The organism is Chryseobacterium sp. JV274 (assembly GCF_903969135.1).
In the GTDB taxonomy this organism is placed as follows: Bacteria; Bacteroidota; Bacteroidia; order Flavobacteriales; family Weeksellaceae; genus Chryseobacterium.
In genome coordinates, this window is record NZ_LR824569.1 from 4,611,916 (window position 1) to 4,637,408 (window position 25,493).

The 25,493-nt window shown below is 36.8% G+C and carries 15 protein-coding genes; 7 read left to right on the plus strand and 8 right to left on the minus strand.

Annotated elements, in window-relative coordinates:
- Window positions 1-423 precede the first annotated feature (423 nt).
- Window positions 424-1,653, minus strand: a complete 1,230-nt coding sequence (locus CHRYMOREF3P_RS21345) for an aminotransferase class I/II-fold pyridoxal phosphate-dependent enzyme (RefSeq protein ID WP_077415348.1) — start codon at window positions 1,651-1,653, stop codon at window positions 424-426.
- A gap of 157 nt (window positions 1,654-1,810) precedes the next feature.
- Between CHRYMOREF3P_RS21345 and CHRYMOREF3P_RS21350 the strand changes: the two genes are divergently transcribed.
- Window positions 1,811-2,269 (plus strand): Lrp/AsnC family transcriptional regulator, encoded by a 459-nt coding sequence (locus CHRYMOREF3P_RS21350; RefSeq protein WP_077415346.1) that lies wholly within the window; start codon window positions 1,811-1,813, stop codon window positions 2,267-2,269.
- 14 nt (window positions 2,270-2,283) lie between these two features.
- Here CHRYMOREF3P_RS21350 and CHRYMOREF3P_RS21355 read toward each other — a convergent pair whose 3' ends face one another.
- From CHRYMOREF3P_RS21355 to CHRYMOREF3P_RS21375, 5 genes are all read right to left on the minus strand, one after another.
- A complete protein-coding gene (locus CHRYMOREF3P_RS21355; RefSeq protein ID WP_180565471.1) occupies window positions 2,284-3,015 on the minus strand; it encodes a hypothetical protein in 732 nt (243 codons plus the stop codon).
- 18 nt (window positions 3,016-3,033) lie between these two features.
- Window positions 3,034-4,137, minus strand: a complete 1,104-nt coding sequence (locus CHRYMOREF3P_RS21360) for a serine hydrolase domain-containing protein (RefSeq protein WP_180565472.1) — start codon at window positions 4,135-4,137, stop codon at window positions 3,034-3,036.
- Between the two features lie 218 nt (window positions 4,138-4,355).
- Window positions 4,356-5,384, minus strand: a complete 1,029-nt coding sequence (locus CHRYMOREF3P_RS21365; protein ID WP_180565473.1) for a bestrophin family protein — start codon at window positions 5,382-5,384, stop codon at window positions 4,356-4,358.
- A gap of 207 nt (window positions 5,385-5,591) precedes the next feature.
- Window positions 5,592-7,664: a thiamine pyrophosphate-dependent enzyme gene (locus CHRYMOREF3P_RS21370; protein WP_077415338.1), complete on the minus strand. Its 2,073-nt coding sequence runs from the start codon at window positions 7,662-7,664 to the stop codon at window positions 5,592-5,594.
- Window positions 7,665-7,739: 75 nt separating this feature from the next.
- Window positions 7,740-9,881, minus strand: coding sequence for a S8 family peptidase (locus CHRYMOREF3P_RS21375; RefSeq protein WP_077415336.1), 2,142 nt, complete (start codon window positions 9,879-9,881; stop codon window positions 7,740-7,742).
- Window positions 9,882-10,143: 262 nt separating this feature from the next.
- Here CHRYMOREF3P_RS21375 and dnaE point away from each other — a divergent pair, with 262 nt between their 5' ends.
- The 3 genes from dnaE (at window position 10,144) to CHRYMOREF3P_RS21390 (ending at window position 20,934) form a co-directional block, all read left to right on the plus strand.
- Entirely contained in the window at window positions 10,144-14,811 is a 4,668-nt protein-coding gene (gene dnaE / locus CHRYMOREF3P_RS21380) for a DNA polymerase III subunit alpha (protein WP_077415334.1), read from the plus strand.
- 346 nt (window positions 14,812-15,157) lie between these two features.
- The gene (locus tag CHRYMOREF3P_RS21385) at window positions 15,158-18,436 is read left to right on the plus strand and encodes a fibronectin type III domain-containing protein (RefSeq protein WP_180565474.1); all 3,279 of its coding nucleotides are present in this window, start codon (window positions 15,158-15,160) and stop codon (window positions 18,434-18,436) included.
- 173 nt (window positions 18,437-18,609) lie between these two features.
- Entirely contained in the window at window positions 18,610-20,934 is a 2,325-nt protein-coding gene (locus CHRYMOREF3P_RS21390) for a GEVED domain-containing protein (RefSeq protein WP_180565475.1), read from the plus strand.
- Window positions 20,935-21,114: 180 nt separating this feature from the next.
- Here CHRYMOREF3P_RS21390 and CHRYMOREF3P_RS21395 read toward each other — a convergent pair whose 3' ends face one another.
- The gene (locus CHRYMOREF3P_RS21395; RefSeq protein ID WP_175627214.1) at window positions 21,115-21,273 is read right to left on the minus strand and encodes a hypothetical protein; all 159 of its coding nucleotides are present in this window, start codon (window positions 21,271-21,273) and stop codon (window positions 21,115-21,117) included.
- Window positions 21,274-21,316: 43 nt separating this feature from the next.
- Entirely contained in the window at window positions 21,317-22,144 is an 828-nt protein-coding gene (locus tag CHRYMOREF3P_RS21400; RefSeq protein ID WP_077415326.1) for an ion transporter, read from the minus strand.
- Window positions 22,145-22,393: 249 nt separating this feature from the next.
- On the opposite strand from CHRYMOREF3P_RS21400, the gene CHRYMOREF3P_RS21405 reads away from it, so the two are divergent.
- The 3 genes from CHRYMOREF3P_RS21405 (at window position 22,394) to CHRYMOREF3P_RS21415 (ending at window position 25,247) form a co-directional block, all read left to right on the plus strand.
- Complete coding sequence (locus CHRYMOREF3P_RS21405) at window positions 22,394-23,242, plus strand: hypothetical protein (protein ID WP_232539080.1); 849 nt, start codon at window positions 22,394-22,396, stop codon at window positions 23,240-23,242.
- A 128-nt stretch (window positions 23,243-23,370) separates the two neighbouring features.
- Window positions 23,371-24,468: a Nif3-like dinuclear metal center hexameric protein gene (locus tag CHRYMOREF3P_RS21410; protein WP_077415322.1), complete on the plus strand. Its 1,098-nt coding sequence runs from the start codon at window positions 23,371-23,373 to the stop codon at window positions 24,466-24,468.
- Between the two features lie 2 nt (window positions 24,469-24,470).
- A complete protein-coding gene (locus tag CHRYMOREF3P_RS21415; RefSeq protein WP_077415320.1) occupies window positions 24,471-25,247 on the plus strand; it encodes a zinc ribbon domain-containing protein in 777 nt (258 codons plus the stop codon).
- Window positions 25,248-25,493: the final 246 nt, after the last annotated feature.

A 25,493-nucleotide genomic window follows, 5' to 3' on the forward strand; every position in this document is an offset into this window, starting at 1 on the left:
GCAGAAATAAAAAGATCCGTAGTGATGTTCCGGATCTTTCGTTATTTTATTTACTCTCTTTCGGAAGTGTTTCATCCGTTTTTAAGACTCTTGGCAAAAAACTGTTTCAGTTCATTCTGTTTTACCTCAAACCCAGGTGATGTGGTTCCTGCTTTATAGACTGTGTAGGCATAATCTGTAAGCGTAACCTGGTAATTGTCATAGTCATGTATTCAATAAGTGAAAAGTATTTAATTGATAAACTATCTGAAGAGTATCGGCAAGCTCCCATTATTTGTAAGGGTACTTTACCTTATTAGATCTGCATGCTTAGGTGAGCCATCTTGGTCGTGCCCATAGAAAATGAACCACGTTTCAGACATGTTGATTCTTTAAAATAAAAAAGGCTGTTTCAAACGAAACAGCCTTTTTACAATAATAAATTTAGGATATAGAAATGTTTTCATGGTGGTTAAGAACCCCTACTTTCAGCATACACTCCTTCATTTTATGGTACGTTCTTTTAATATCGTGGTCAAGACCGATAGAGAATCTGATCAGTCCGTCTGAAATACCTATGGAAGCTCTTTCTTCTTCCGGAATTTCAGATGAGGTAGATTTTCCTGAGCATGAGAATAAGGTTTTATAGAACCCTAAGCTTACCGCAAGATAACCCAGATTTTCTGTCTGCATCAGCTCCATCAGTTCGTTGGCTTTTTCTGTGGTTCCGGCATCCAGCGTCAGTAATCCGCCGTATCCGTATTCTTCATGAAGCATGCTCTTCATTAATTCATGATTTTTATGGGATGGTAATCCAGGGTAAGATACCTTTAAGCCGTCTTTTTCAAATCTTTCAGCAAGATACATGGCATTGTGGCTATGCTGTTTGATTCTGATGTGCAATGTTCTCAGGTTTTTTAAAATACTTGATGATCTTAAGCTGTCCATCGTTGGTCCCAGAAGCATACAAGCCCCGGAATTGACATTTTTGGTATCATCAATAAATGCCTGTGTTGCACAATATACACCTCCTACGGTATCACTGCTTCCGTTGATAAACTTCGTCAGACTATGAATCACAACATCTGCCCCAAATAACGTCGGAGAGATCGAAAGAGGAGAGAAGGTATTGTCTACGATCAGTTTCAGGTTGTGTTTTTTACAGATTTCAGAAAGTTTTCTAAGGTCTGCCACTTCAAGAAGCGGGTTGCTCACACTTTCGCAGTAAATAACTTTAGTATTGGGAGTAATTGCTTTTTCTATAGACTCAAAATTATTGATATCAACAAAACTGGTTGCTACATTAAACTGAGGCATGAAGTTTTTAAGAAAAGCATAAGTTCCTCCGTAGATGGTTCTGCTTGAAATAATATGGTCTCCACTTTTGCATACCTGCATCAGAACGGAAGTGATCGCTCCCATTCCGGATGCTGTAACGTTGGCAGATTCCGTGTTTTCCATCTTGGCAAGAGCCTGAGCCAGATAAAGGTTCATAGGGGATGAATGTCTGGAATATAAATAGCATCCCTCCGCATTTCCTTCAAAAGTATCAAACATGGTCTTTGCAGAAAGGAATGTATACGTAGAGCTATCTGAGATAGAAGGATTTACTCCTCCGAATTCACCAAAATACTGAAGATCCTGGATCTCGTTGGCTGCGTTAAAGTCTTCCATAAATATTGTTTTTATTTTATTGTTCCAATTTGCATTAATTTGCTAATTATTACAACATAAATTTAAATTTATAGAATATAAAACTGTAAAATATTGTTTATTTAGAAAAAATATTTAGTATCTTCGATATTATTAAACTTTTACTAAAAAAATATCTATGGAACTTGACGAAACTGACAAAAAACTTTTATCTTTTTTACAGGAAGACTGCAAACAAACCACCAAAGAACTGTCCGGGAAGCTTGGATTATCTGTTACAGCTGTTTATGAACGTGTGAAAAAGCTTGAAAATGCAGGCGTCATTTCAAAATATGTAGCCTTGCTGGACAAAAGCAAAGTTAAGAAAAATTTTATCGTCCTGTGTCATGTCAAATTAAGCCAGCATAAAAAAGAATTTGTATTGCAGTTTGAAAAGGAGGTGATGGATCTGCAGGAGGTTACAGAATGTTTTCATGTAAGTGGAGATTATGATTATATCCTTAAAATAGGGGTGAAAGATATTGAAGATTACCGCAGCTTTATGCTGACGAAACTGACAACGCTTCAGCACATCGCAAGCACGCACAGTTCATTTATGATTTCCGAAGTAAAAAACACAACGGCGATCGTATTGTAGATCCCTAAGCCGGCTCAGATTGTTTTTTCATTAATAAAAAAATTAACTGTTTCCGGCTGCTGTATAAGTTGATCAACGTAAGTTTTCAGTGTTTCAGAAGTCAGATCGGTTGTATTGTTGATCTGCATGCTTCGTAAGCTTCCGTCTTTCTGAGGGGCAATCAAAATGATATTGCCGTATTTCAGATGATAAAGTTTCATATTCACAATCGCAAAATCTTCCTTTTCAAGAGTGGTGAAGGCAGAGAAATCGATTCTGTTATTGGAAGTCTTTACAAATCCCTGTCCGATCACATCCGGAAAATTCCTGGAAACAATATTCATTTTACTTGAGGTATATTCTTTATCATCAATAAAATCTGTAAGAACCAGTATGGTGAAAAAGACTCTGTCTTTATTTTTAACCTTATGTGAGTTTAAAGCATTCCAGTTGTTTTCTACAAAGCTTGTATATACAATTCTTTTGTTCTGCAGTTTTAAGCCGAAAAAATTCCCCAGTGTTCCCACTCCTTTAAAACCGCCTTTCTGAATGCTGTCATAGATGGGATAGGGAAAAACACCATATGTAAAAGGTCCTGAAGCTTTACCGGTTACTTTCAGTTCTTCTTCCATTCTTTTAAAATCCAAATCTTGATTCTGATTCTGAACTTTCAGCTGTTTATCTCTTACCTTTTGAATGTTTTCACTGGATTGTGCGAATGACAGGCTTGCAATGAAGGCCAAAGTAAGGGTTAAATGGAGTTTCATATTAATAGCTATTGGTTTTTATAAGTTCTTATTGGTTTCGGTTTCCTTTTGTGTTATTTTATCAATGAAATAATGAAGTCTTTTAATATCAGATCTGCCTTTGTTTTTATCATTCAAAAAACAAGTGGTTACGATCACCATTTTTAAATCAGGAATAACACAGATAAGCTGGCCGCCATAACCTGTTGCTACGAATGCCTGGTGGCCGTTGGTTTTTCTCCGCCACCAGTAATAACCATATCCGTTGGCATTGGGCATTACATCCCATGAATCCAGCTTTACCTGTTCAGAAGTAGATTCCTGAATCCATTTTTGAGAGACAATTTGTTTGCCGCCAAGCTTCCCGTTGTTAAGGATCATGGATCCAAACTTCAGCATATCATCTGGTTTCATAAAAAGTTCTGAGCCTGCCAAATTTCTGTTCATTGAATCTGTGTCCCATCGGGTAACATTCATTTTTAAAGGTTTAAAAAGATTTTCAGTCGCGAATTGTTTCAGGTTGGTCTTTACAATTTTTGCCAATGCAGCTCCAAAAAGATGAGATTCACCACTATTGTAGTTGAATACAGTACCCGGATATTCTTCGAAAGGCAGATCCAGAACAAACTTTACAGGATCACCGGAAAATGACATGGCCGTTGAAATTTTTGAATTTTCAATCCAGTCGAAACCACCCTGCATGGTCAGGATATTCTTTAATGTTAACGTATTTCTGATAGAATCATGAAGAACTTTCCCTTCAATATTGGAAATGTTTTTAAAACTGCTTCTTGAAACATTGTATTCCGGAAGGATTTTTAAAACCGGAGTATTGAGATTGGGCAGTAAGTTTTTATCTTTTGCGATACCTGACAGAACAGATACGATGCTTTTGGTAACAGATTTTACGCTGAAGACAGTTTCTTTATTGGCTCCGTGAAAATACTGTTCATACATGATCCTGCTGTCCTGAGAAACGATAAAAGATCCCAAAGACGGAATACTGTCATTGATTTCCTTGGTGAATTTGTCTGTAAATTCTTTAGGTAATTCTTTGTTGAAAGCTGCCTGTGATTTTACTTTAGAACAGAATAAGGTAAGACATAAAATTGCCAAAACCTGCAGTACTTGCTTGGATCTCATTGATTAAAAAGAAGGGATAAATTATTAGCTGGTGAAAGTATAAGTTAAAATCTGTCCGAAACAGAACCGTGATTCAATTTTGGACAGATTTCAGCTGATGTTTTCAATTCCTCTAAATTATGAAAAACAATGATCTTTTAAATATGTTTTAAAGAATATTTTTAATTTTTTTTTGAATGATTTTCAGGGTCTGACAGATGGCTCTTTTAAGAAAGAAATTAAACCAACACTCCGTTTTTAGAAGAAATAGGATCAGGGAGATCTGTTTCTCCGCTCATCTGAAGAAGGTCTATTTCAATCGTTCTGCAGATAGAAAGCATAGGTACATCAAACATCAATCCTGCAAATGGGTTTTCAGAATAGTCTCCCACCAGTTCCATAATGATGTAGATCCATCCGATAATGATACAGAACGGAATAGAAGTCCAGATTCCCCAATCGCCAAGTTTCGCAAACTCATTTACTAATCCTAGCGGAAGAAGCATGATAAAAAGAATATTAAAAACAAAGGCTGTGCTGGCAAATTGTCTTGGAGAAGGAAATTTTTTGATTCTTTCTGCCTGTCCCTGAAAATTATAGAATTCATTCAGAGCGTTCTGCAGCTGAGTTTGGTTGAATTCTGTAATAGCACCCATATTTTTAAGTTCATTGATGTCTTTTGCCTGTTGAGCAGTCAGGTAGGTAGCAAAGTTTTTATAATCATTCTTAAGATCATATTCTTCCTCCGAAAGGTATTTGTGGAGGAAAATAGGGGCTCTTCCGTAATCAGGGAATCCAGCTTTGATCAATCTGTTTCTTCTCAGATTGATATTCCCGAATTTCTTGTCTGTACTGATATGTTCCCATTCTGTAGGAACCAAAAGTTGTTCACGGAAAGTATACAACCATGCAATATGACGAAAGACAATTCTTTTTTTACGGTCTTCAAGATCAAAAACGCCAATTCCTTCATTTTTGGTATCAAAAGCATACACCATAGAAGCAAATGAACGGCTTGAATTCACAATACCACCCCAGATTTTTCTGGCTTCCCAAAGTCTGTCATAAGCCTGGTTATTTTTAAAACCCACAAGAAATGCCTCTGCTGTACCAATCAGTGCTACAGGAACCCAGGGAATTGTCATCCAGTGCCAGTTGAAGAAGTAAAAGAAAACAGCAATCAATGTACACCAGATAGAGATTAAGATAAGATGTATACCGGCCAGATTGAGAACCTGTTTATAATTGACGTATTTGGTTGTGATCATAAAGATAGATGTGTTTTGCGTGTAGAGACAAAATAAATACCAAACTATGATGTGTTTTGTTTTGTAATGCCTGTCAGGTAATGGATAATCAGGTTTTCTTGGTTTATAATAGTCTAGGGTTGAGAATGATAATCTTAAATAAATGTAGTGAAAAAATTGCATAAAAAAACCTCTAAAAATTTTTAGAGGTTTTAAGTTGATATAAAATTAATATTTCAGCATTTCTTCAATCTTATTGCTGAGCTTTTCAGCATTGGGAAGCATTTCTTTTTCCAGGATCAGATTGATTGGTACAGCAGGTACATCCAGTGATCCCATGGTTTCTACCGGTGCATCAAGATATTTGAAGCAGTTTTTGGAAATACGGTGGGCAAAAGCTTCTGCAAAAGAGTTATTAAGCTGTTCTTCAGTGAGAACGATACATTTTCCATGCGCTTTTACTCTTTCAAAAACAAGTTCTTCATCAAGAGGAATTAATGTTCTTAAATCAATCACCTCAATTCTTCCATTGAAATTCTTAGCGGCTTCTTTAGCCCAGTAAACACCCATTCCGTAAGTAACCACTAATAAAGTTCTGCCTTTTTCAGTTTCATCTTTATCTGCTTCGATGATTACTTTTCCTTTTCCAAACGGAAGTACATAGTCTTCAGCAGGTTCTATTGTTTTCGCATCTTCAGTTCCCGGAACTTTACTCCAGTATAATCCTTTGTGCTCCAGCATTACTACCGGATTCGGATCGTAATAAGCTGCTTTTAACAGACCTTTAAAGTCTGCTGCATTACTTGGATATGCTATTTTGATTCCTTTGATATTGGCTAAAATACTTTCAACACTTCCACTGTGGTAGGGACCACCACCTCCGTATGCTCCGATAGGAACACGGATGATATTGCTTACAGGGAATTTTCCACCACTTAAATAGTTGGATTTTGAAATCTCTGTAATTAGCTGGTTGATTCCCGGATAAATATAATCTGCAAACTGAACCTCAACGATTGGTTTTAATCCTACAGCACTCATTCCGGCTGTAGATCCAATGATATAAGCTTCCTGAATTGCTGTATTGAATACCCTTTTGCTTCCGAATTTCTTTCCTAAAGTTACTGTTTCACGGAAAACCCCACCAATTCTTTCTCCAACATCCTGTCCGTAAAGAAGAGCTTCAGGGTGTTTCCACATCAATTCCTGTATCGCGTGGATGGCAGCATCTACCATCACAATTTTTTCTCCGTTGGCAGGTTCACGTGTTCCTGTTTCCTCTGTAATCGGAGTAGGGGCAAAAACATGCTGCATTACAGATTCTGGCTTCGGGTCTTCAGCGTTTTTAGCTCTTTCAAAAGCTTCTTCAGCTTCCAGGCGGGCCTTTTTTGTGATCTGCTTTAAAAGATCTTCATCAGTACCTGTTTCCAGTAAATGTTTTCTAAGGATTTCTCCCGGATCTTTAGCTCTGTGTTTAGTTAAATCTTCTTCGTCTCTATAGAATTCTCTTCTTACTCCGGAAGTATGATGCCCGATTAAAACAGTTTTTGCACAAACGACTAAAGGTTTTCTTTCCGTTCTTACAAAATCTACAGCTTTTTTCATCGCTTCGAAACTTTCCACGAAATCTGTTCCGTCTACTCTCATTCTGCTTAATCCGGTGAATCCGGCAACAAAATCATAGGCATCGCAGGTTCTCGCTTCATCCTTCGTTACAGAAATTCCCCATTCATTATCCTGTACAAGGAAAATAATAGGAAGCTGATGTAAAGCGGCAAACTGTAAAGCCTCACTCACTTCACCTTCTGTAACAGAATTGTCTCCAAGGCTGCAGACAACAACAGGGTTATTTTCGAACTCCTGAAGATTGAAATCCTGTATGTATTTGATTCCCTGAGCTACTCCTGTAGTAGGAATGGTTTGCATTCCGGTTGCGGAACTCTGGTGAACAATTTTGGGTTTGTTTTCATCCCTGCTTGAAGGATGGGAATAATAAGATCTTCCTCCTGAAAAAGGATCATCAGCTTTAGCCAGTAATTGAAGCATCAATTGATAAGGCTCAAAACCAATTCCCAAAAGAATACTTTCGTCTCTGTAATAAGGAGAAACCCAGTCTTCTTTCTTTAGCTGATAAGCTGTTGCAAGCTGGATGGCTTCATGGCCTCTTGAAGTACTATGAACATATTTACAGATATTTCTGTTTTCTTCGTAAATATCGGCCATTGCTTTGGCCAGCATCATATGATTATACGCTTTGAGCAATATATCCTGAGAAACTTTTTCGTGAAGTGCATTTTCCATAGGAAGCAAATATACACAAAAAAACAAAATACTAACAACTGTTAGTATTTTGTATAAAATCTTTGTAGATATAGGTTATTCCTTGATCACTTTTTTAGAAATAACATCTTTGTCTGTTTTTACTTCAATGATGTAAATTCCTTTTGTATATGTGGATAAATCTATCTGTTCTTTATCATTGTTGATGATTCCGTTTTGTAGTTTTTTACCTGTAAGATCATATACATTGAAAGTAGATTTTTTAGGTGCTTTCAGGATATTTGTAAAGTCCTTTGTAACTGTAGGTGCTATTGCCAGATTATTAAGAGGATTTGCAGCTTCTCTGGTTCCTAATAACTCGGTAAACCCTGTTGTGATAATAGAGTAGTTTTGAGGAGCATTTCCGCCTGCATTGTTTTTAAGTATCCCTTTATTTGTGATCTCTATTTTATAAGTTCTTCCGGCAACCGGAGTATCAATCACAACCTGTTCAACATTATCTACGGTATTATCTCCTTTAGTAGCCGGAGTCATTGGGTTGTTGGCATCCAGTTTCCATGGGTAATAAACAGTATTGGTAGTAGTGTCTGTGATTTTTAGATCCAGGTCATTAATCAGTTTGGAACCTCTGTTATTGTAAATATTATTCCATTGATTGGTAAAGTTGGTGAACTCAGGATCTACCCATGATATGGTAACTTTTAACGGCTCTGAACCTGATGCTTTTACTGTTTTTACATTGGCAACTCCGCTGTTTAATGTTTCATCATTAAAGATAATACTGTTGTTGGATTTCCCTACAAGAAGTTCTGCTCCTTTTTTTGCATCAATAAATCCCCAGCCAAATTGTGGGTCAGGGCCTATATTTCCTGCTTCTTTTGCTGAGTGTACCATTAAGGTTTTTGCCGATGCAGCATTTAATAAACTTCCGGAAAATAGTTGTTTGTTAATCTGTATCCAAAGTCCAATAATACCTGTCACAACAGGTGCAGAATAAGAAGTTCCGTCTCCTATATCGATTTTGCTGCCTCCTGTAGCATTATTGTCTGTCCATGCACTGGCAACACTTGTTCCTACAGCGGTAATATCCGGTTTGATACCTCCGTCGTCTCTTGGTCCGGCACTGCTGTAAGAGGAATGAATAACATCTGAAGAACTTGTGTATCTTCCGTCATTAGTTGTAATTCTATCTGCTGCTGCTACAACGATAATGTTTTTTCCGAGAGACCCAATCCCTATACAGTCATATCCCTGTGCACAATTGTTTTGAGGTAATGTATCAGTTGCTGTGAATTCAACTAAATTTCCCGAATTATCTTTATAATACTTTTTATAAGTGCTTGTATCAGCGCTAGGCCCTTCACCAAATGAGTTTCCTGCAGATTTTACGATGATATATGAGGGGTTGTTGTATACAATCTGGTCATAGTCACGATCATTCGTATGATAAGTTCCCTGAGCATCAAAGGTATTATTTGGGCTTGAAAACGCCCCATTCCATACCCATGAAGGTTCATTATTAATCAGCTGGGGGTCAGCCCATCCCTGATTGGTTCCGTAAGAATGATTGGAAATGTTAGGTTGAGCCGTTGTAATTTTTTGAAATACTGTTTTTGGGGTAGTTTCGCCGTCCAGAACAGAAGTTCCAAAAGCATAGGCATCTATAGTAGAATTAGGTGCAATTCCTTTGAAATTAACCTGTCTTGTTGTACCATTCGTAAATGTTACGGTATATGGGTAATCTTTTGCTCCTATAAAACTGGAAACAGCTGTTGCGTGGTCGCCATAATTGACAGTGCTGCTTTCTTTATTCGTTATTCTATTCGGTAAATTGTTAAAAAAAACGTGACCAGCAAATACTCTTGCTACACCGGATGAGGTACTTCCGTCGAAAATAGTGAACTTAATACCTTCGCCGTTAAAAGATCCCGTTAAACCTGTAATAGTTCCTCCCTGTAAAAAATCAGAATTGGAGTTTTTAATCTGATCCATGTCATGAGCTTGAAAAAAATAGGGTCTGTTATCAGGTAAAAACCCTGCCAGATTGGTTCTTTGCTGCTCAATCTCTTTTAAAACTTCAGGAGTTTTGTTAGAGCCATATCGTTTAGATACATAAGAATCAAACCTTTCATTGTTGTCTATTCTTTGGCGTTCTAATTGACTGTTTAATTCTTCATTGTTTTGCGCACTTGCTAATGTAATAATCAATGTGCTGATTAAAAGTAATTGTTTCTTCATTTTTGAGTAATAAATTGTAAAAATTATAGTTAATCAAATTTATAGCAAAAAACTGATAACTAGTTAGTTTTGGTAGATAATTCTAATTTTTTTAATAATATTTTAATATTTTATTTCATTCTTGTTTGAGTTGTTTATTTTTTTAATAAAATGTAATGATTTTGTTATTGTGAATAGGGTTTATTCTTTATGTTTAGTATAAACTAATTGGAAAAAATGGAGTAACTTTACATTCTCTTTTATAAAAAAGTTAGAACATTATATGTATTTAATTTTTGACACAGAAACAACAGGTTTACCAAAAAATTTCAACGCTCCGCTTTCAGATTCGGAAAACTGGCCAAGAATGGTTCAGATAGCATGGCAGGTACACGATGATGACGGAAATTTAGTTGAAAACCAGGATTATATAATAAAACCTGAAGGATATGATATTCCCTTCAATGCAGCCCGTATTCACGGAATTACAACGAAAATTGCCAATGAAGAAGGCCGTGACCTTGAAGAAGTTTTAAATGAATTTGCTGAAGTCTTAGATAGAGTAAGAGTCGTTTCCGGACACAATGTGGAATTCGATTACAATATCGTTGGAGCAGAATTTTACAGAAAAAATCTTAAAGATAATCTACAGGAAAAACCCAAAGCGGATACCATGATTTTGGGAACCGACTTCTGTCAGCTAGGCGGAGGAAGGGGAGGGAGATATAAATCTCCGAAACTTGAAGAACTTTATGAAAAGCTTTATGGAAGCAAATTTGATGAGGCACATAATGCTGCTGCCGACGTAAATGCTACGGCAAGAGCTTTTTTTGAAATGATAAGAATTGGAGTTGTTCCCGCGGAAACATTAAAGATTTCTGAGGATCAGCTGGCGTATTTCAAGAGCCTTTATCCCGATCCGATAAAACCTTTCAATATTGTTATCAGAAGGCAGGTTGCAGATTTTCATAATAAGAAAAAGCAGCAGGATTTCGGAAGTGTTGATGAAATTGATCTGGGTAAATATTTCAATTTTGACAATCACAGTGTTTTCTCAACATTAATGGCGACTTCCAGCATTAATGATTTAATTAAAAAAGCTACGGATGACAATTTCCCTGCCGTTGGAATGGTGGATTTGGGAAATATGATGGGTGCCTTTAAATTTGTTTCAGCAATTGAAGGTGCAAATAGTGACCGCGCAAAAAAACATAAAGAATATTTAGCAAAAAAACAGGAAGCAGAAGAAAACGGAGAAGAATTTAATGAGGCTGAGCCTGTTTCAGAGCCTTTAGTTCCTGTTGTAGGCTGTGAATTTTATATTTCAGACCGTTACGAACAGAAGCAGTTTACCAAAGATGATCCTGACAGAAGAACGCAGGTGGTTTTATTAGCGAAAGATTTTGAAGGATATAAAAACCTGGCAAAACTTTCAAGTATCGGATTCTTAAAAGGATTTTATTTTGGAGTTCCAAGGATCAGCCGTGAATTGATTGCTGAATATAAAAAGGGTTTAATTGCTCTGACTTCCGGAATTCTGGGAGATATTCCGGATGCTATTTTAAATACCGGTGAGCAAAAAGGGGAGGAGCTTTTCAAATGGTGGAAAGATACTTTTGAAGATGACTTTTATGTTCAGATTCAAAATCATAAACTACCTGAAGAAGAGCATTTAAATGATGTTTTACTGCATTTTGCAGATAAATATAATGTTAAGATTTTAGCCCAGAACGAAACTTTTTATACCAATAAAGACGATTCTAATATTCAGGATATTGTAAGCTGTATTAAAGACGGAGAAAAATTGACAACTCCTGTCGGAAAAGGCTTTGGAAAGAGAAGAGGATTAGCTACAGGAGAATATTACATCAAAAATTCTGATGAAATAAAAGAAACTTTTTTAGCGTATCCTGATGCTTTTGATGCTTATGAAGAATTCACTGCGAAATTTAAGCCTTATACATTAAAAAGAGATGTTTTACTTCCAAAATTCGATATTCCGGAAGAATTTATTCATGCTGAAGATGATATTGATGGAGGGAAACGTGGTGAAATGGCATATTTGACGCATTTAACATATGAAGGAGCGAAAAAAAGATATGCAGATACCGGAATTACAGCCGAAATTAAAGAACGTTTAGATTTTGAACTGGAAGTAGTTGCTAACACAGGGTATCCAGGTTATTTCCTGATTGTGCAGGATTTTTGTAATGAAGCAAGAAAAATGGGGGTTTGGGTTGGTCCCGGCCGTGGTTCTGCTGCAGGTTCTGCCGTAGCATATTGTACAGGAATTACCAATGTGGATCCTATTAAATATGATTTGCTTTTTGAAAGATTTTTGAATCCGGAAAGGGTTTCCATGCCGGATATTGATATTGACTTTGATGATGAAGGCCGTGATAAAATTATCAAATGGGTAGTTGAAAAATACGGTAAAAATCAGGTCGCACAGATTATTACGTACTCTGTTTTAGGAGGAAAATCTGCGATTAAAGATGCGGGAAGAGTGCTTGATGTTCCGATTCCGGATACAAATAATATTGCAAAATTAATTCCGCCAAGCCCGGGAATGAATATTGCAAAAGCTTTATCTAAATATGATAAATTAAAACCGGAAGAACAGATGCTTGTTGATGAAATGAGATATGTTCTGAATAGCCCGGATGATGCCCGTCATGACGTACTTTCGAGTGCGAAAAAAATGGAAGGCTGTATCAGGAATACAGGTATTCATGCCTGTGGGGTGATTATTACTCCGGAAGATGTAAGTAATCTTGTACCCGTAACTATTGCTGCAAAAGATGCGGATATTCTGGTTTCACAGTTTGATAACTCCGTGGCGGAAAGTGCAGGTCTTCTGAAAATGGACTTCCTTGGGTTGAGGACGTTGACGATCATTAAAGATGCATTGAAACTGGTAAAAGCAAGACATGGCTTAGACATTGATCCGGATCTTATTCCGCTTGATGATACGAAGACCTATCAATTATTTAAAGAAGGGAGGACAGTAGGGATTTTCCAGTACGAAAGTCCCGGAATGCAAAAATACATGAGGGAGCTTAAACCAACGGTTTTTGCTGACCTTATTGCAATGAATGCCCTGTATCGTCCGGGGCCGATTAAATATATTCCAAATTTCATTAATAGAAAGCACGGAATTGAAGAGATCGTTTATGACCTACCGGAAACAGAAGAATATTTAAGAGAAACATACGGGATTACCGTTTATCAGGAGCAGGTAATGCTTTTGTCCCAGAAGCTGGCTAATTTTACAAAAGGTGAAGCTGATACTTTGAGAAAAGCGATGGGTAAAAAGCAGATCGATGTCCTTAATAAAATGTACCCGAAATTCATTGAAGGAGGTAGAAAAAATAACCTGAATGAAGAAAGGTTGGAGAAAATCTGGAATGACTGGAAAGCCTTTGCGGAATATGCCTTCAATAAATCTCACTCCACTTGTTACGCATTTATTGCTTACCAGACAGCCTATCTGAAAGCCAATTATCCTGCAGAATATATGGCGAGTGTGATGAGTAATAACATTAACAATACGGATTCAATTACCATGTTTATGGAGGATTGCAAAAGTATGGGAGTAGATGTATTAGGACCGGATGTGAATGAATCTCAATATAAATTCTCTGTAAACGAAAAAGGACAGATCCGTTTTGGGTTGGGAGCAATCAAAGGGATTGGAGAAGGGCCGAGTGAAGGAATTACACGGGAAAGAACGAACGGAAGATTCAAAAATATTTATGATTTTTTTGAAAGAATTCTGCCTTCGCAAATGAATAAAAGAGTAGCGGAAAGTTTGGTGCTTGCAGGAGCTTTTGATGAATTGGATTCTTTCCACAGAGGTCAATATTTTGATATTGATATGGCCGGAAGAACGAATCTTGAAAGATTGATCAGATACGGACAAAGTTTCCAGGAGAGTAAAAATGAGATGGAACATTCTCTTTTTGCGGATTTTGCAGAGGAAGTTCAGATTGAGCAGCCGAAACTGGCACCCTGCCCGGAATGGCCAAACATGCATAAACTTAATAAAGAAAAAGAAACGATCGGATTTTATCTTTCTGCACATCCGCTGGATGAATTTAAATACCAATATCAGTTTATGCAGGGGCAGCTTTCCAAAAAGTCAGTGTTGGAGAAGGATGAGGAAAAAGCAGTTATAGATGAAGCTCCTATTCTTGAAAAAGACTCTATTGATGAGGTTGCGGATCTTGTGGAAATTGTTTCTGATGACATCGTTGCCGGTGAAGAGGAAGAAGTTATAGAAGAAGTTACAAAAAAAGCTGAACCGAAAGGAGTTTTTCATTTTTTGAATCTTGATGAAGTGGATGCCTATAAAGAGCAGGCTTTTGCAAATAAACAGGAAGAACTTTTTGAAGAAAAGAAAAAAGACTGGAAAACCTTACAAAAAGAAAGAGAAAACGGCGGTGGTGGAAAAGAATATACTGTTGCCGGTCTGATTACGGAATATGTGGTGAAAGATGGTTTCAGGAGTGGCGAAAAAGTAGCTTTTGTTACCCTGGAAGATTATTCGGGATCGTATTCATTCAGATTGGGAGACAGGGATTATATGAGGCTGAAGGAAAAGCTGGAGGTACAGAGGTTTGTTATTTTCAAAATAAAATTTGCTCAGGTGAAGGATGGAAGAGTCTTTGTTAATGTAAATGATGTTATAGAACTGCAGGAAGCATTTGAAAGGTTTGCTAAGAGTATATCTCTGGTCATGGATGTTATGGATGTAAGAGCTGAAGATCTGGACTTTTTCAGAACAGTACTTGATAGAAATAAAGGAAATCAAAAGCTGAAGTTCTTTATCAAAAATCTTGAGGATGATTCCCATATCGAAGTACAGTCTATGAAGCATTCGGTAGATCTGAATGGAGACTTGATTAAAGAAATCCAGCTTCTTAATAAATATGAATTTTATTTAAATTAGAAAAAAATATATAATAATATAGAGAGTGGTCAAAAGCCACTCTTTTTTTGTTTACATATTGAGAGTATTGATGAAAATTTATAAATAGTTTTTTGTGTTAAATAGAAAAATTTTCTGAAGTCTATTTTAATGATATAGTAATTTAAATAATTGATTGTTAGTGTTTTGGTATTTTTCAACATATTGCGAAATAATTATTAAATTAAATAAACGTTTGATTTTATTATATTTTAATGCTGTTTTTTATGTGTTTTTGTTTAATGTTTTGTGATAATTTTTGATTTTTAATTTAAAATATAAATTAATATTTATACATTTACCGTCCTAACTTTTATTATTACTATTTATGAAGAGATTACTACTTTCGTGTTTAGCCTTCCTGAGTATGGGAGTCTATGCACAAACTAATGTCGCCAACTATACTTTTTCAAAAAGTAGCGGGATGACGTACACCTCAATCACGGGGGGAACAAAATTATTTCCTACCGGAACTAATACAACTTATGATAATGAGGTGTCGGCAGCAATTCCTTTATCTTCTCCCTTTACTTTCGGTGGTGTTGCAATGACAACATGTTACGTGAGTGCAAATGGGTTTATAGCTTTTGGAGCTGCACCTTCGGGGACAAACTATACACCGATGTCGAGTCTGGGATCAACGACAGGGGCGATTTCTGCTTTTGGGCAGGATGGAGGTTTTTCATCATCAGATGCAACACAGCCGATTGGAAATCATGAAGTTCGATATGAAGATCTCGGAACTGAATTTGTTGTACAATGGCAGGATCATGCTAATTACAGCAATAGATCTACTGAAAGATTAAATTTTCAGATTCGTTTGGTGTATGCTACCGGTGAAATCAAAATTATATATGGAAACTGTACGGATCCAGGAACCAGTACCTCAAATAGCACTCCTCATGTAGGAATAAGAGGAAATAGTACTACCTATGCATCCAATGTAAATTCTCTGATGATTGGCAATGTGCCGTCTGGAACTACTTGTGATTGGTCTAAAGCTGTTACGGGTAGTGCTAATAACAGTACTATGCTTTTTTCCAGTACAACAAATGCAAGTGTTAAAATCCCGGCTGGTCTGCAGTATACATGGGTACCTGGTACGCAGGCACCGGTAAGAACTTTTGCTGCTGCAACTGCAATTACCAATAATGCTGCAACGGTAAATTGGACTGCTCCAACGGGTGCAACAGCCTACAATGTTCAGTACAGAGCAGTTGGAAGCTGTGATTGGACTAATCTTGTTGGTAATCCTGTTTCTGCTGCTACTGCTACCATTACGGGGCTTACTCAGAATACAACCTATCAGGTGCAGGTACAGGCTTTAAATGGTGCAGTACAATCTGTATACTCCCATATTCCAAATGCAGCCGGAACAGGAAGTGGGTATGCATCTACAGGATCTTTTACAACTACACCTAACTGTGTAAGTACAGTAACCGGCCTTTCTTCTTCTTCCTTAACTCCTGAATCTGCAACCATAAGCTGGACAGCTTCAACAACGCCTCCAGGTAATGGATATGAATATTATTATTCTACATCTTCAACTACGCCAATTTCAACAGTTACTCCATCAGGTTCTGTTGGTGCCGGGGTTTTAACAGCAGATTTATCAGGTTTAACTCCTTCAACTCAGTATTATTATTGGGTGAGAGGAAACTGTAATGGAACTGATAAAGGGGTGTGGTCAAGTTCAGCCAACTTCACAACTTTAGGTCTTTGTCCGACAGTTACAGCTCCGGCATCTAGTGCTACAGGAGTAAGTGTAACGCCTACAATAACATGGAATGCAATAAATGGAGCAACTGGTTACAAACTAAAAGTTGGAACAACTTCAGGAGGAAACGATATTTTAGACATGGATATCGCTGGCGGTACTAATAGTTCTTATACATTAGCTGCACCTTTAAATTTTGCTACCACTTACTATTACTCTGTTACTGCGTATACAGCGAATATTACAGGGCCGGCTACAGCATGTACAGTAAGATCTTTCCAAACAGTATGTAATTCAGTAAACCTGCCATATACTTTAGATTTTGAAAGTGTTACAACACCTGCTTTACCAATGTGTACAACTGTTATTAATAGTGGTTCAGGAAATTTATGGAAAACAGCTACAGCTCCAACTGGGTTTACCGGGAAAGTGCTTAACTATTCATATAACAGCAGTAATGCTGCCAATACGTGGTTCTTTACACAAGGGTTAAATCTTACAGCCGGAGTTAGCTATAGAATCAAATATAAATATGCAAATGCAACCGGAACAACACAATATCCTGAAAAAGTAAAAGTTGCTTACGGATCTTCGGCTACAAGTGCAGCGATGACAAATACTTTAGCTGATCATGCAAATATTACCGGTGGAACTGCTACAAATACTTTTGTAGATTTTACGCCAAATGCAACAGGGGTTTATTATTTTGGATTCCAGGCTTATTCTCTTGCTGATATGAATCAAATCTATGTGGATGATATCAATATAGATGTTACACCTACTTGTTCAGAGCCATCAGCAGTTGCTGTTTCAGCAATTACAACAAACGGAGCAAGTATTTCATGGACTGCACCAGCTACAGCTCCTGGAAGTGGTTATGAATATTATTATTCAACAAACAGTACAGCTCCTACAGCCTCTACTACAGCTTTAGGAAACAGTACTACAACTTCAGCTCCTTTATCCGGATTGTCTCCTTCTACTACTTATTATGTATGGGTGAGATCTGTTTGTAGTTCTTCTGATAAGAGTGTATGGAGTATTGTTGCTACATTTAATACTCTTTGTGGAATTGTTATGGCACCTTTTACTCAAAACTTTGATAGTGGAGCAGCGCCAAACTGTTGGAATAATGTAAACCCTACAGCAACAGGTACAGATGCAAACCTTTTCTGGAAGTTCTCAGGAAATGGAGATTATGGTGCAAGTCCGGCTAATAACGGAAAAGCTGCAGGAACATATGCATGGGTAGATGCAAGCTCACCATATGCGGGAGCGGGTACAAATACTGTACAATTGGTTACTCCTTCTGTAAATTTAACAGGATTAACGGCTCCTCTTGTTTCTTTTGATTGGTTTAAAAACCATTCTATGTCAACCGGTACTACAGTTTCACCTTCTAGTTATGATAATAATAAACTTACTGTAGAGGTAAACGATGGAAATGGCTGGGTAGTGATTTTTAGTGATAATACCAACTTAAATCAATGGAGAACAGTTGCTGTTCCTTTAGCGGCTTCCTATATTGGAGCAACTATTCAGGTGAGATTTACTGTAGATAAAAACGTAAATGGTAACGGATATTTCTATGATGATCTTCTTTTAGATAATGTTGAAGTAAAACAAAATCCTAATTTGGCAACTTCTGAAACTGTCGCAAAAGACCATAAGATTAATGTATATCCTAATCCGTTTACTGAGACCTTAACAATTTCTGATGTATCCAAGGTACAATCTGTTTCAATCGTTGATGTTTCCGGAAGATTGATTAAAACAATTGAGAAACCATCTTCTGAACTTCAATTGAGAGATCTGAAAGAAGGATTGTATTTAGTAGTCTTGAATATGAAAGACGGATCTAAACAAACCGTTAAAGCAATTAAAAGGTAAATAATTTCTTAAAGAAATAAGAAAAAGAGGCTGCTCAATTTGAGTAGCCTCTCTTTTTATAAGTGAAATTATCTTTTATAAAAGGAAAACTTTAATTCATTGTGATATAATTAAAAAAATATTTTTTTTATTGTTGATTTTCACTAGATTTGAGTAACTAATACTGTTTTTATATGAGAAATTTTTTACTTGTTGGTTTCTTAATGGCCGGCTTTTTATCCTCCGCACAGACTTACTGTACGCCTGCGTTTGCAAGCGGGTGTAGCGGAGGAGATGTGATAGATTCCTTTGCAATTCCAGGCGCTGGATTTGATCATCCTAATACAGGTTGTTCTACTGATGCGTATGGAGATTACACTTCTATGACGATCAACCTTAGTGCAGGTTTGAGTTATGACTTTAGTGTTAAACATGGGTACAGTGATCAGAATGTACGTGTTTGGATAGACTTTAATAACGATGGTACTTTTGATGATGCAGCTCCGGAACTTGTAGCTTCTGCGAGTAGTACTCAAGTAGGAGCGGACAATATTACCTCAGGGCTTATCGCAATTCCTTCTACCGTTACTCCTGGTACTTACAGAATGAGAGTGGGTGACAGGTTCTCCAGTGACCCTATTCCTTGTAATACAGACGGCTATGGAGAAGCTCATGATTATACGGTAGTAATTGGTGCAGTTCCAACTTGTTTTGCTCCTTCTGCTTTAACGGTATCTGCCGTTACAGCAAATTCAGCTCAGGTGGGATGGACCGCTCCGGCTTCTGCTCCAGGCAGCGGTTATGAATATTATTATTCAACTTCCAGTACATATCCTACTGCTGCTACAGTGGTTTCCGGAACAAGCAGTGGATTAAGTACTGGTCTTTCTTCACTGGCACCGGCTACAACTTATCATGTATGGGTACGTTCTGTATGCAGTACTTCAAATAAGAGTGCATGGTCTCAAATGGCAACATTTATGACATCCTGTGTTTCTGTAGGAGTACCATATGCGTTGGACTTCGAAAGCATAACCCCACCTGATCTTCCAAATTGTACCTCAGTAGTCAATGACGGTTCAGGAAATATGTGGGAGACCGGTGATCTGGATGCTCAAGGATTTACAGGAAATGTTCTTCAGTATTCTTATGACTATGCCAATAATGCTGATACCTGGTTTTTCACCAACGGTATTAACCTTACTGCAGGAGTTACCTACAGAATTAAATATAAATATGCAAATGCAGAAGGAACTGTATATGCTGAAAAATTGAAAATAGCTTACGGAACTTCAGCTACCGGTGCGGGAATGACCAATACATTAGCAGATCACTCAAATATTGTTACCAGTACAGCAACCAGTGCATTTGTGAATTTCACACCAACAGCCACAGGAGTTTATTATTTTGGGTTCCAGGCATATTCTGACGCTAATATGAACCAGTTGTATGTGGATGATATTAATATAGATGTAGCGCCAGCTTGTAGTGAGCCTAATGCATTAGTTATGTCTAATATTACTGCCGGAGGAGCTACGGTTTCCTGGACGGCAGCTACTCCTGTACCTGCAAGCGGATATGACATTTATTACAGCACAACCAATACAGCGCCTACAGCTACAAGTACACCTAATTTTACAGGAGTTACAACAACTACTTATAATATTCCAAGTTTGGCTCCTTCCACTGTTTATTATGTATGGGTAAGATCTGCATGTAGTGCTGCAAGCAAAAGTATATGGAGTGATTCTGCTACATTTACAACATTGTGCTCAAGTGCGAACCTTCCTTATGCTATAGACTTTGAAAGTGTTACTGTTCCTGAACTTCCAGGCTGTACAATGAATGTTAACGCAGGAGTTGGTAATAATTGGGAAACAGTAGATCCGCCTTCTGATAGCCAGGGATTTACTACCAATGTATTAAGTTATCATTATAACTCTTCCAATCCTGGCAATACGTGGTTCTTTACCCAAGGTTTGAACCTGACAGCGGGAACACAATATACAATTGGCTATAAGTACGGTAATAACTCATCTACCTATGTTGAAAAATTGAAAGTTGCTTATGGAACTTCACCTGACGCATCGGCTATGACAGGCTCTATAGCAGATTATCCTTCAATTAATGATGAAATGGCCCATACAGAATCTATAACGTTTACAGTTCCTGCAACAGGTGTGTATTACTTTGGATTTAATGCTTATTCAGATCCGGATCAGTATAATCTGTATATAGATGATATTAGTATTAACAATGCGAACCTGGCAACAGCTGAAGTTGCTCTGGCAAAAAATACTATTCAGGTTTATCCTAATCCATTTACAGATGTATTGAACATTTCTGATGTGAAAAACGTGAAAAATGTATCTGTAACGGATGCAACAGGAAGATTAGTGAAAACTATTGCAAACCCTGAATCTGTGATTCATTTAAGAGATTTAATGCAAGGTGTTTATTTAATTACAATGGAAATGAAAGATGGATCTAAACAGACTATCAAGGCTATTAAAAAATAATTTATCATTTAAATAAAAAGAAAGGGACGGGTCATTGATGATCCGTCCTTTTTATTGTATTTACTTTGAAAATTAATAGATCAAAAGAAAGATGAGCGAAATATTTCACTCATCTTTTTATTTTGTCATATGACTCGATGTTATATAAATCATTATGAATTACCCATTACTTATTACTCATTATTTATTAGGTACCGGCTGAATCTCTCCCTTATTCATAAGGTCAAAAATAGTAGGGAAGAACATTGCTAATATAAAGTAGACGATGATCATCAGCACCACCAGTGCAAAAAGAATGATCACTAAACTATTCGGTTTGTTTTTCTTTTTTGGTTCCATGATTTTGTGGTATTTGGTGAATAAATTATGTTGATATCCAATATCAAGCTAATTTCTTGCCACATTTCTTACAATACCTCGCATCATCATCAATATCTTCGTTACCGCATCGTTCACAGATCAGTTCCAGGTTTTGTCTCTTGTTTCTCATTTCTGCCGTTACAATACCGGTAGGAACAGCAATAATAGAATAACCGGCCAGCATCAGAACAACCGCAAAAAACTTTCCTAAAGGCGTGATTGGGGATACATCACCATATCCTACAGTAGTTACAGTAACTACTGCCCAATAGATAGACTGCGGTATGGTTTCAAATCCCTGCCTTCCGCCTTCCACCATAAACATCAGTGATCCTACAATAACTGAGAATATAATCAGGAATAAAAGGAAAATGTAAATCTTTCTCGAGCTGTTTTTCAGAGCCCGTACAATAAGGTAGCCGTCATTCATAAAATCCAGCAAATTGAAAATCCTGAAAATTCTCAACATTCTAAGCATTCTGAAAATCAGAAAATATTTAGTGATGGGAAAGAAAAAGCTGAGGAAAAAAGGAACCAGCGCGAGAAAATCTATAACTCCGAAAAAACTGAAAATATAACTTCGCTTATTCTTTACCACTGCAATACGCATAGAATACTCAAGAGTGAAAAAAATAGAAATCACCCACTCCAGAATCAGGAAGGTATAATGAAACTTTTTATCAAGCTTAGGTACACTTTCCATCATAATGATGGCTGTACTTGCAAGAATTAAAGATAATAAGATGATATCGAACAGTTTTCCGAGTCTGGTATCGGAACGATAAATTATCCGGTAAAGGAATCTTTTCCAAAGATTGTCTTCAGGAACAAGATTATGTTCTCTTTCCATTTATATAGGTTATTTCACAGCGAAGTTAGTAATTTCTATAGAGTATAGGGTAAAGATATGATTGTTAAAAGAATCTTGCAAATGTTAAAAATATTTTCATCATTAAAAAGTGAATTATATGCACTTAATTTAATGATTTTCAATACATTATATTAAACAAAATACGAATAAAATATGACATATAAAAATTTATTTTTTAACATAATATTAATCCAAGTTTGTAATTTTATTCAACAAAAGCTTTATATCATGAGAAAAAATTTAACCTTATTTATTCTGTTTTTCATAAGCAGTTTTATACATGCTCAGGTTGGGATTAATACTTCAACACCAAATGGTGCTTCAGTACTGGATATAGTCTCCAACCAGAAAGGGATTCTCATTCCTCGTCTTACAGATACTGACCGGGATACATACCTGGCTGATAATAATGCTTCTACAGTGCCCCCTGCAGGTGTTGTAAATGCTAACCTTACTGCAGGAACCCTTATTTTTAATACGACAACAAATAACTTCCAGTATTGGGATGGTACCCTCTGGAGACAGCTTTTTGTTCCTACATCTTCTCAGGCTGGTAACGATGGTGTCGTTAAAATAAATTCTGGAAACGCAAATGTAAAACCCTCATTCAGTTTAAGTGCAGCAGGGAGCGGGTATGGGCCAAGACAACAGGTGCTTTATGCCACACCGCTAGTCTTTGCGGCAAGTCCTACTACAAGCTGGCCGGAAACCACAGTTCCATTTCCGGGAGTTACCTCGAATATCTATATTTCAGCTACTGGTAAATGGAGGGAAAACGAAATTAACGGACAGGTCCATATCTGGAGAGCTATCGCGACTATTACTCCCGGGTCCAATTCTTCAGGATCTGTAAAGGCTACTTTTAAAAATCCTGACTCCGGTTTTGAAATTAACTCTATCCAGTTGGTTCCAAGTGGTTCCAGTGGAACAGGTAACATTCTTACATTTTATTTCTATACCATTGCCGATCCTGCGAGTCTTGATCCGGGAAGAGGCTATCAGCTTTTTATGGAGGCCGATTTAAGTTGTAGCGTGGTCATAGAATCCTTTACAAGAGTATCTCTCTTCAAAGATTAACAGTCTTATTTAATTTTTTTATATCAAATTCAACCGGCCCATGAAAGCCGGTTTTTTATTGCAGCAGAAATATTCTTTGGATTTTTAGTAAAATTAATATCTTCGCTGTAACCGTAAAATATAAATTAATGAAGCTAAAAACTGTAATTGCAAAGATTGAAGAGGAAATAAGTATCAGACAGGCAGAAGATTTTGATAATGTAGGCTTGTTGTGTGGTGTTTATGATCGTGATGTATCTGGGATTCTGGTTTGTCATGATGCTCTGGAAAATGTTGTAGACGAGGCAGTTGAGAGAAACTGCAATCTGATAGTATGCTTTCACCCCATTATATTTTCCGGACTCAAATCTTTAACAGGGAAAAACTATGTAGAAAGAGCCGTTTTAAAGGCTATTGAAAATAAAGTGGCTATCTATGCCATTCATACGGCATTTGATAATGATTTCTTTGGGGTCAATTATGGAATTTGCAGACAGTTGGGATTAAAGAATATGAAAATCCTTCAGCCGAAAGAAAATAATTTAAAACAACTGACGGTTTTTGTTCCGAAAGAGTATTCCGAAAAAGTAAGAGAAGCTATGTTCTCAGCGGGAGCAGGAAATATCGGTTTCTATGATGAATGCAGCTTTACGGTGAATGGTAACGGAACATTCAGGCCGGTAGAAGGAGCAAACCCTTTTTCAGGACAGAAGGGTGTTCGTGAAAATGCAGATGAAGATATGATCTCTGTAATTTTTGAAGGCTTTAAACAAGGTCAGATTGTGAGCGCTATGAAAGCCGCACATCCTTACGAAGAAGTGGCTCATCAGATCTACAGTCTGGATAATAAAAACCAACATGCCGGACTGGGAATGTATGGTGACCTGGAAGAAGAAATGGATGAAAAAGATTTCCTGGGGTTTGTAAAAGAAAAGTTTGGTCTTGAAGTGATAAAACATTCCTCTTTCAACAATAAAAAAATCAAAAGGGTAGGGGTTCTGGGTGGTTCCGGAGCAAGTGGAATAAGATCTGCTGCTTCCAGAAAATGTGATGCTTATCTTACCGGAGATCTTAAATATCACGACTATTTTTTAGCAGAGTCTAAAATGCTGATTTGCGATATTGGGCATTATGAGTCAGAACAATTTGTTGCTCAACAATTATTTGAAATTTTATCACAAAAATTTAGTACATTTGCAATTTCAAAATCTATTGAAAAAACAAACCCAGTAAATTATTTCATTTAAATATGGCAAAAACCAACGATATTTCAGTTGAAGAAAAATTAAGAGCTTTATACGATTTACAGATCATTGATTCAAGATTGGATGAAATCCGAAATACTAGAGGAGAATTGCCAATTGAAGTTGAAGATCTTGAAATCGAGATTGAAGGTCTTGAAAAAAGAGCTGAAAAATTTCATGCTGACATCAAAGATCAGGACGATCAGATCAAAACAAAGCATGAAGTTATTAACCATGCTAAAACTTTAATTGAGAAGTACAAATCTCAGCAGGATAATGTAAGAAACAACAAAGAGTTTGAAGCATTAGGAAAGGAAATGGAATTCCAGGATCTGGAAATTCAGCTTGCTGAAAAAAGAATTAAAGAATTTGGAGTTAAAATTGCTCACAAAAACGAAACTTTAAGTGAACTGAATACTAAGATCGACGATTTGAAAAACCACTTGAAATTCAAGAAAGAAGAATTAGAAGGTCTTATCTCTGAAACTCAGAAAGAAGAAGAATATCTTTTAGAGCAATCTAAAGAATTTGCAGGTAAAATCGATGAGAGACTATTGGCTTCTTACAACAGAATCAGAACAAATTCTATCAACGGTCTTGCTGTAGTAGGATTAGAAAGAGGAGCTCCAAAAGGATCTTTCTTTACAATCCCTCCTCAAAAGCAAATGGAAATTGCTCAGAGAAAGAAAATTATTATTGATGAACATTCAGGGAAAATCCTTGTTGATGACGAATTGGTAATGGAAGAAAACGAAAGAATGAAATCTGTAATTAAATTCTAATTATTGATTTTAAATCATACAAAAGCTGTTTCAGAAATGAAACAGCTTTTTTTATACATTCAACAGCTAATGCGTTTTTAAGATGGTGTAATTTTTACGGTGTCTTTGTCATTCCGTAGGAATCTAGACATGCAATGAGTCTCAATAAAGCTTAGATTCCACGCTTCACTCTGAATGACAACTCTAACTCTAATAAAAAGAATTCTAATGAGACAGTCAATAGGAATGGGCTTTAGCCCGTTTAAT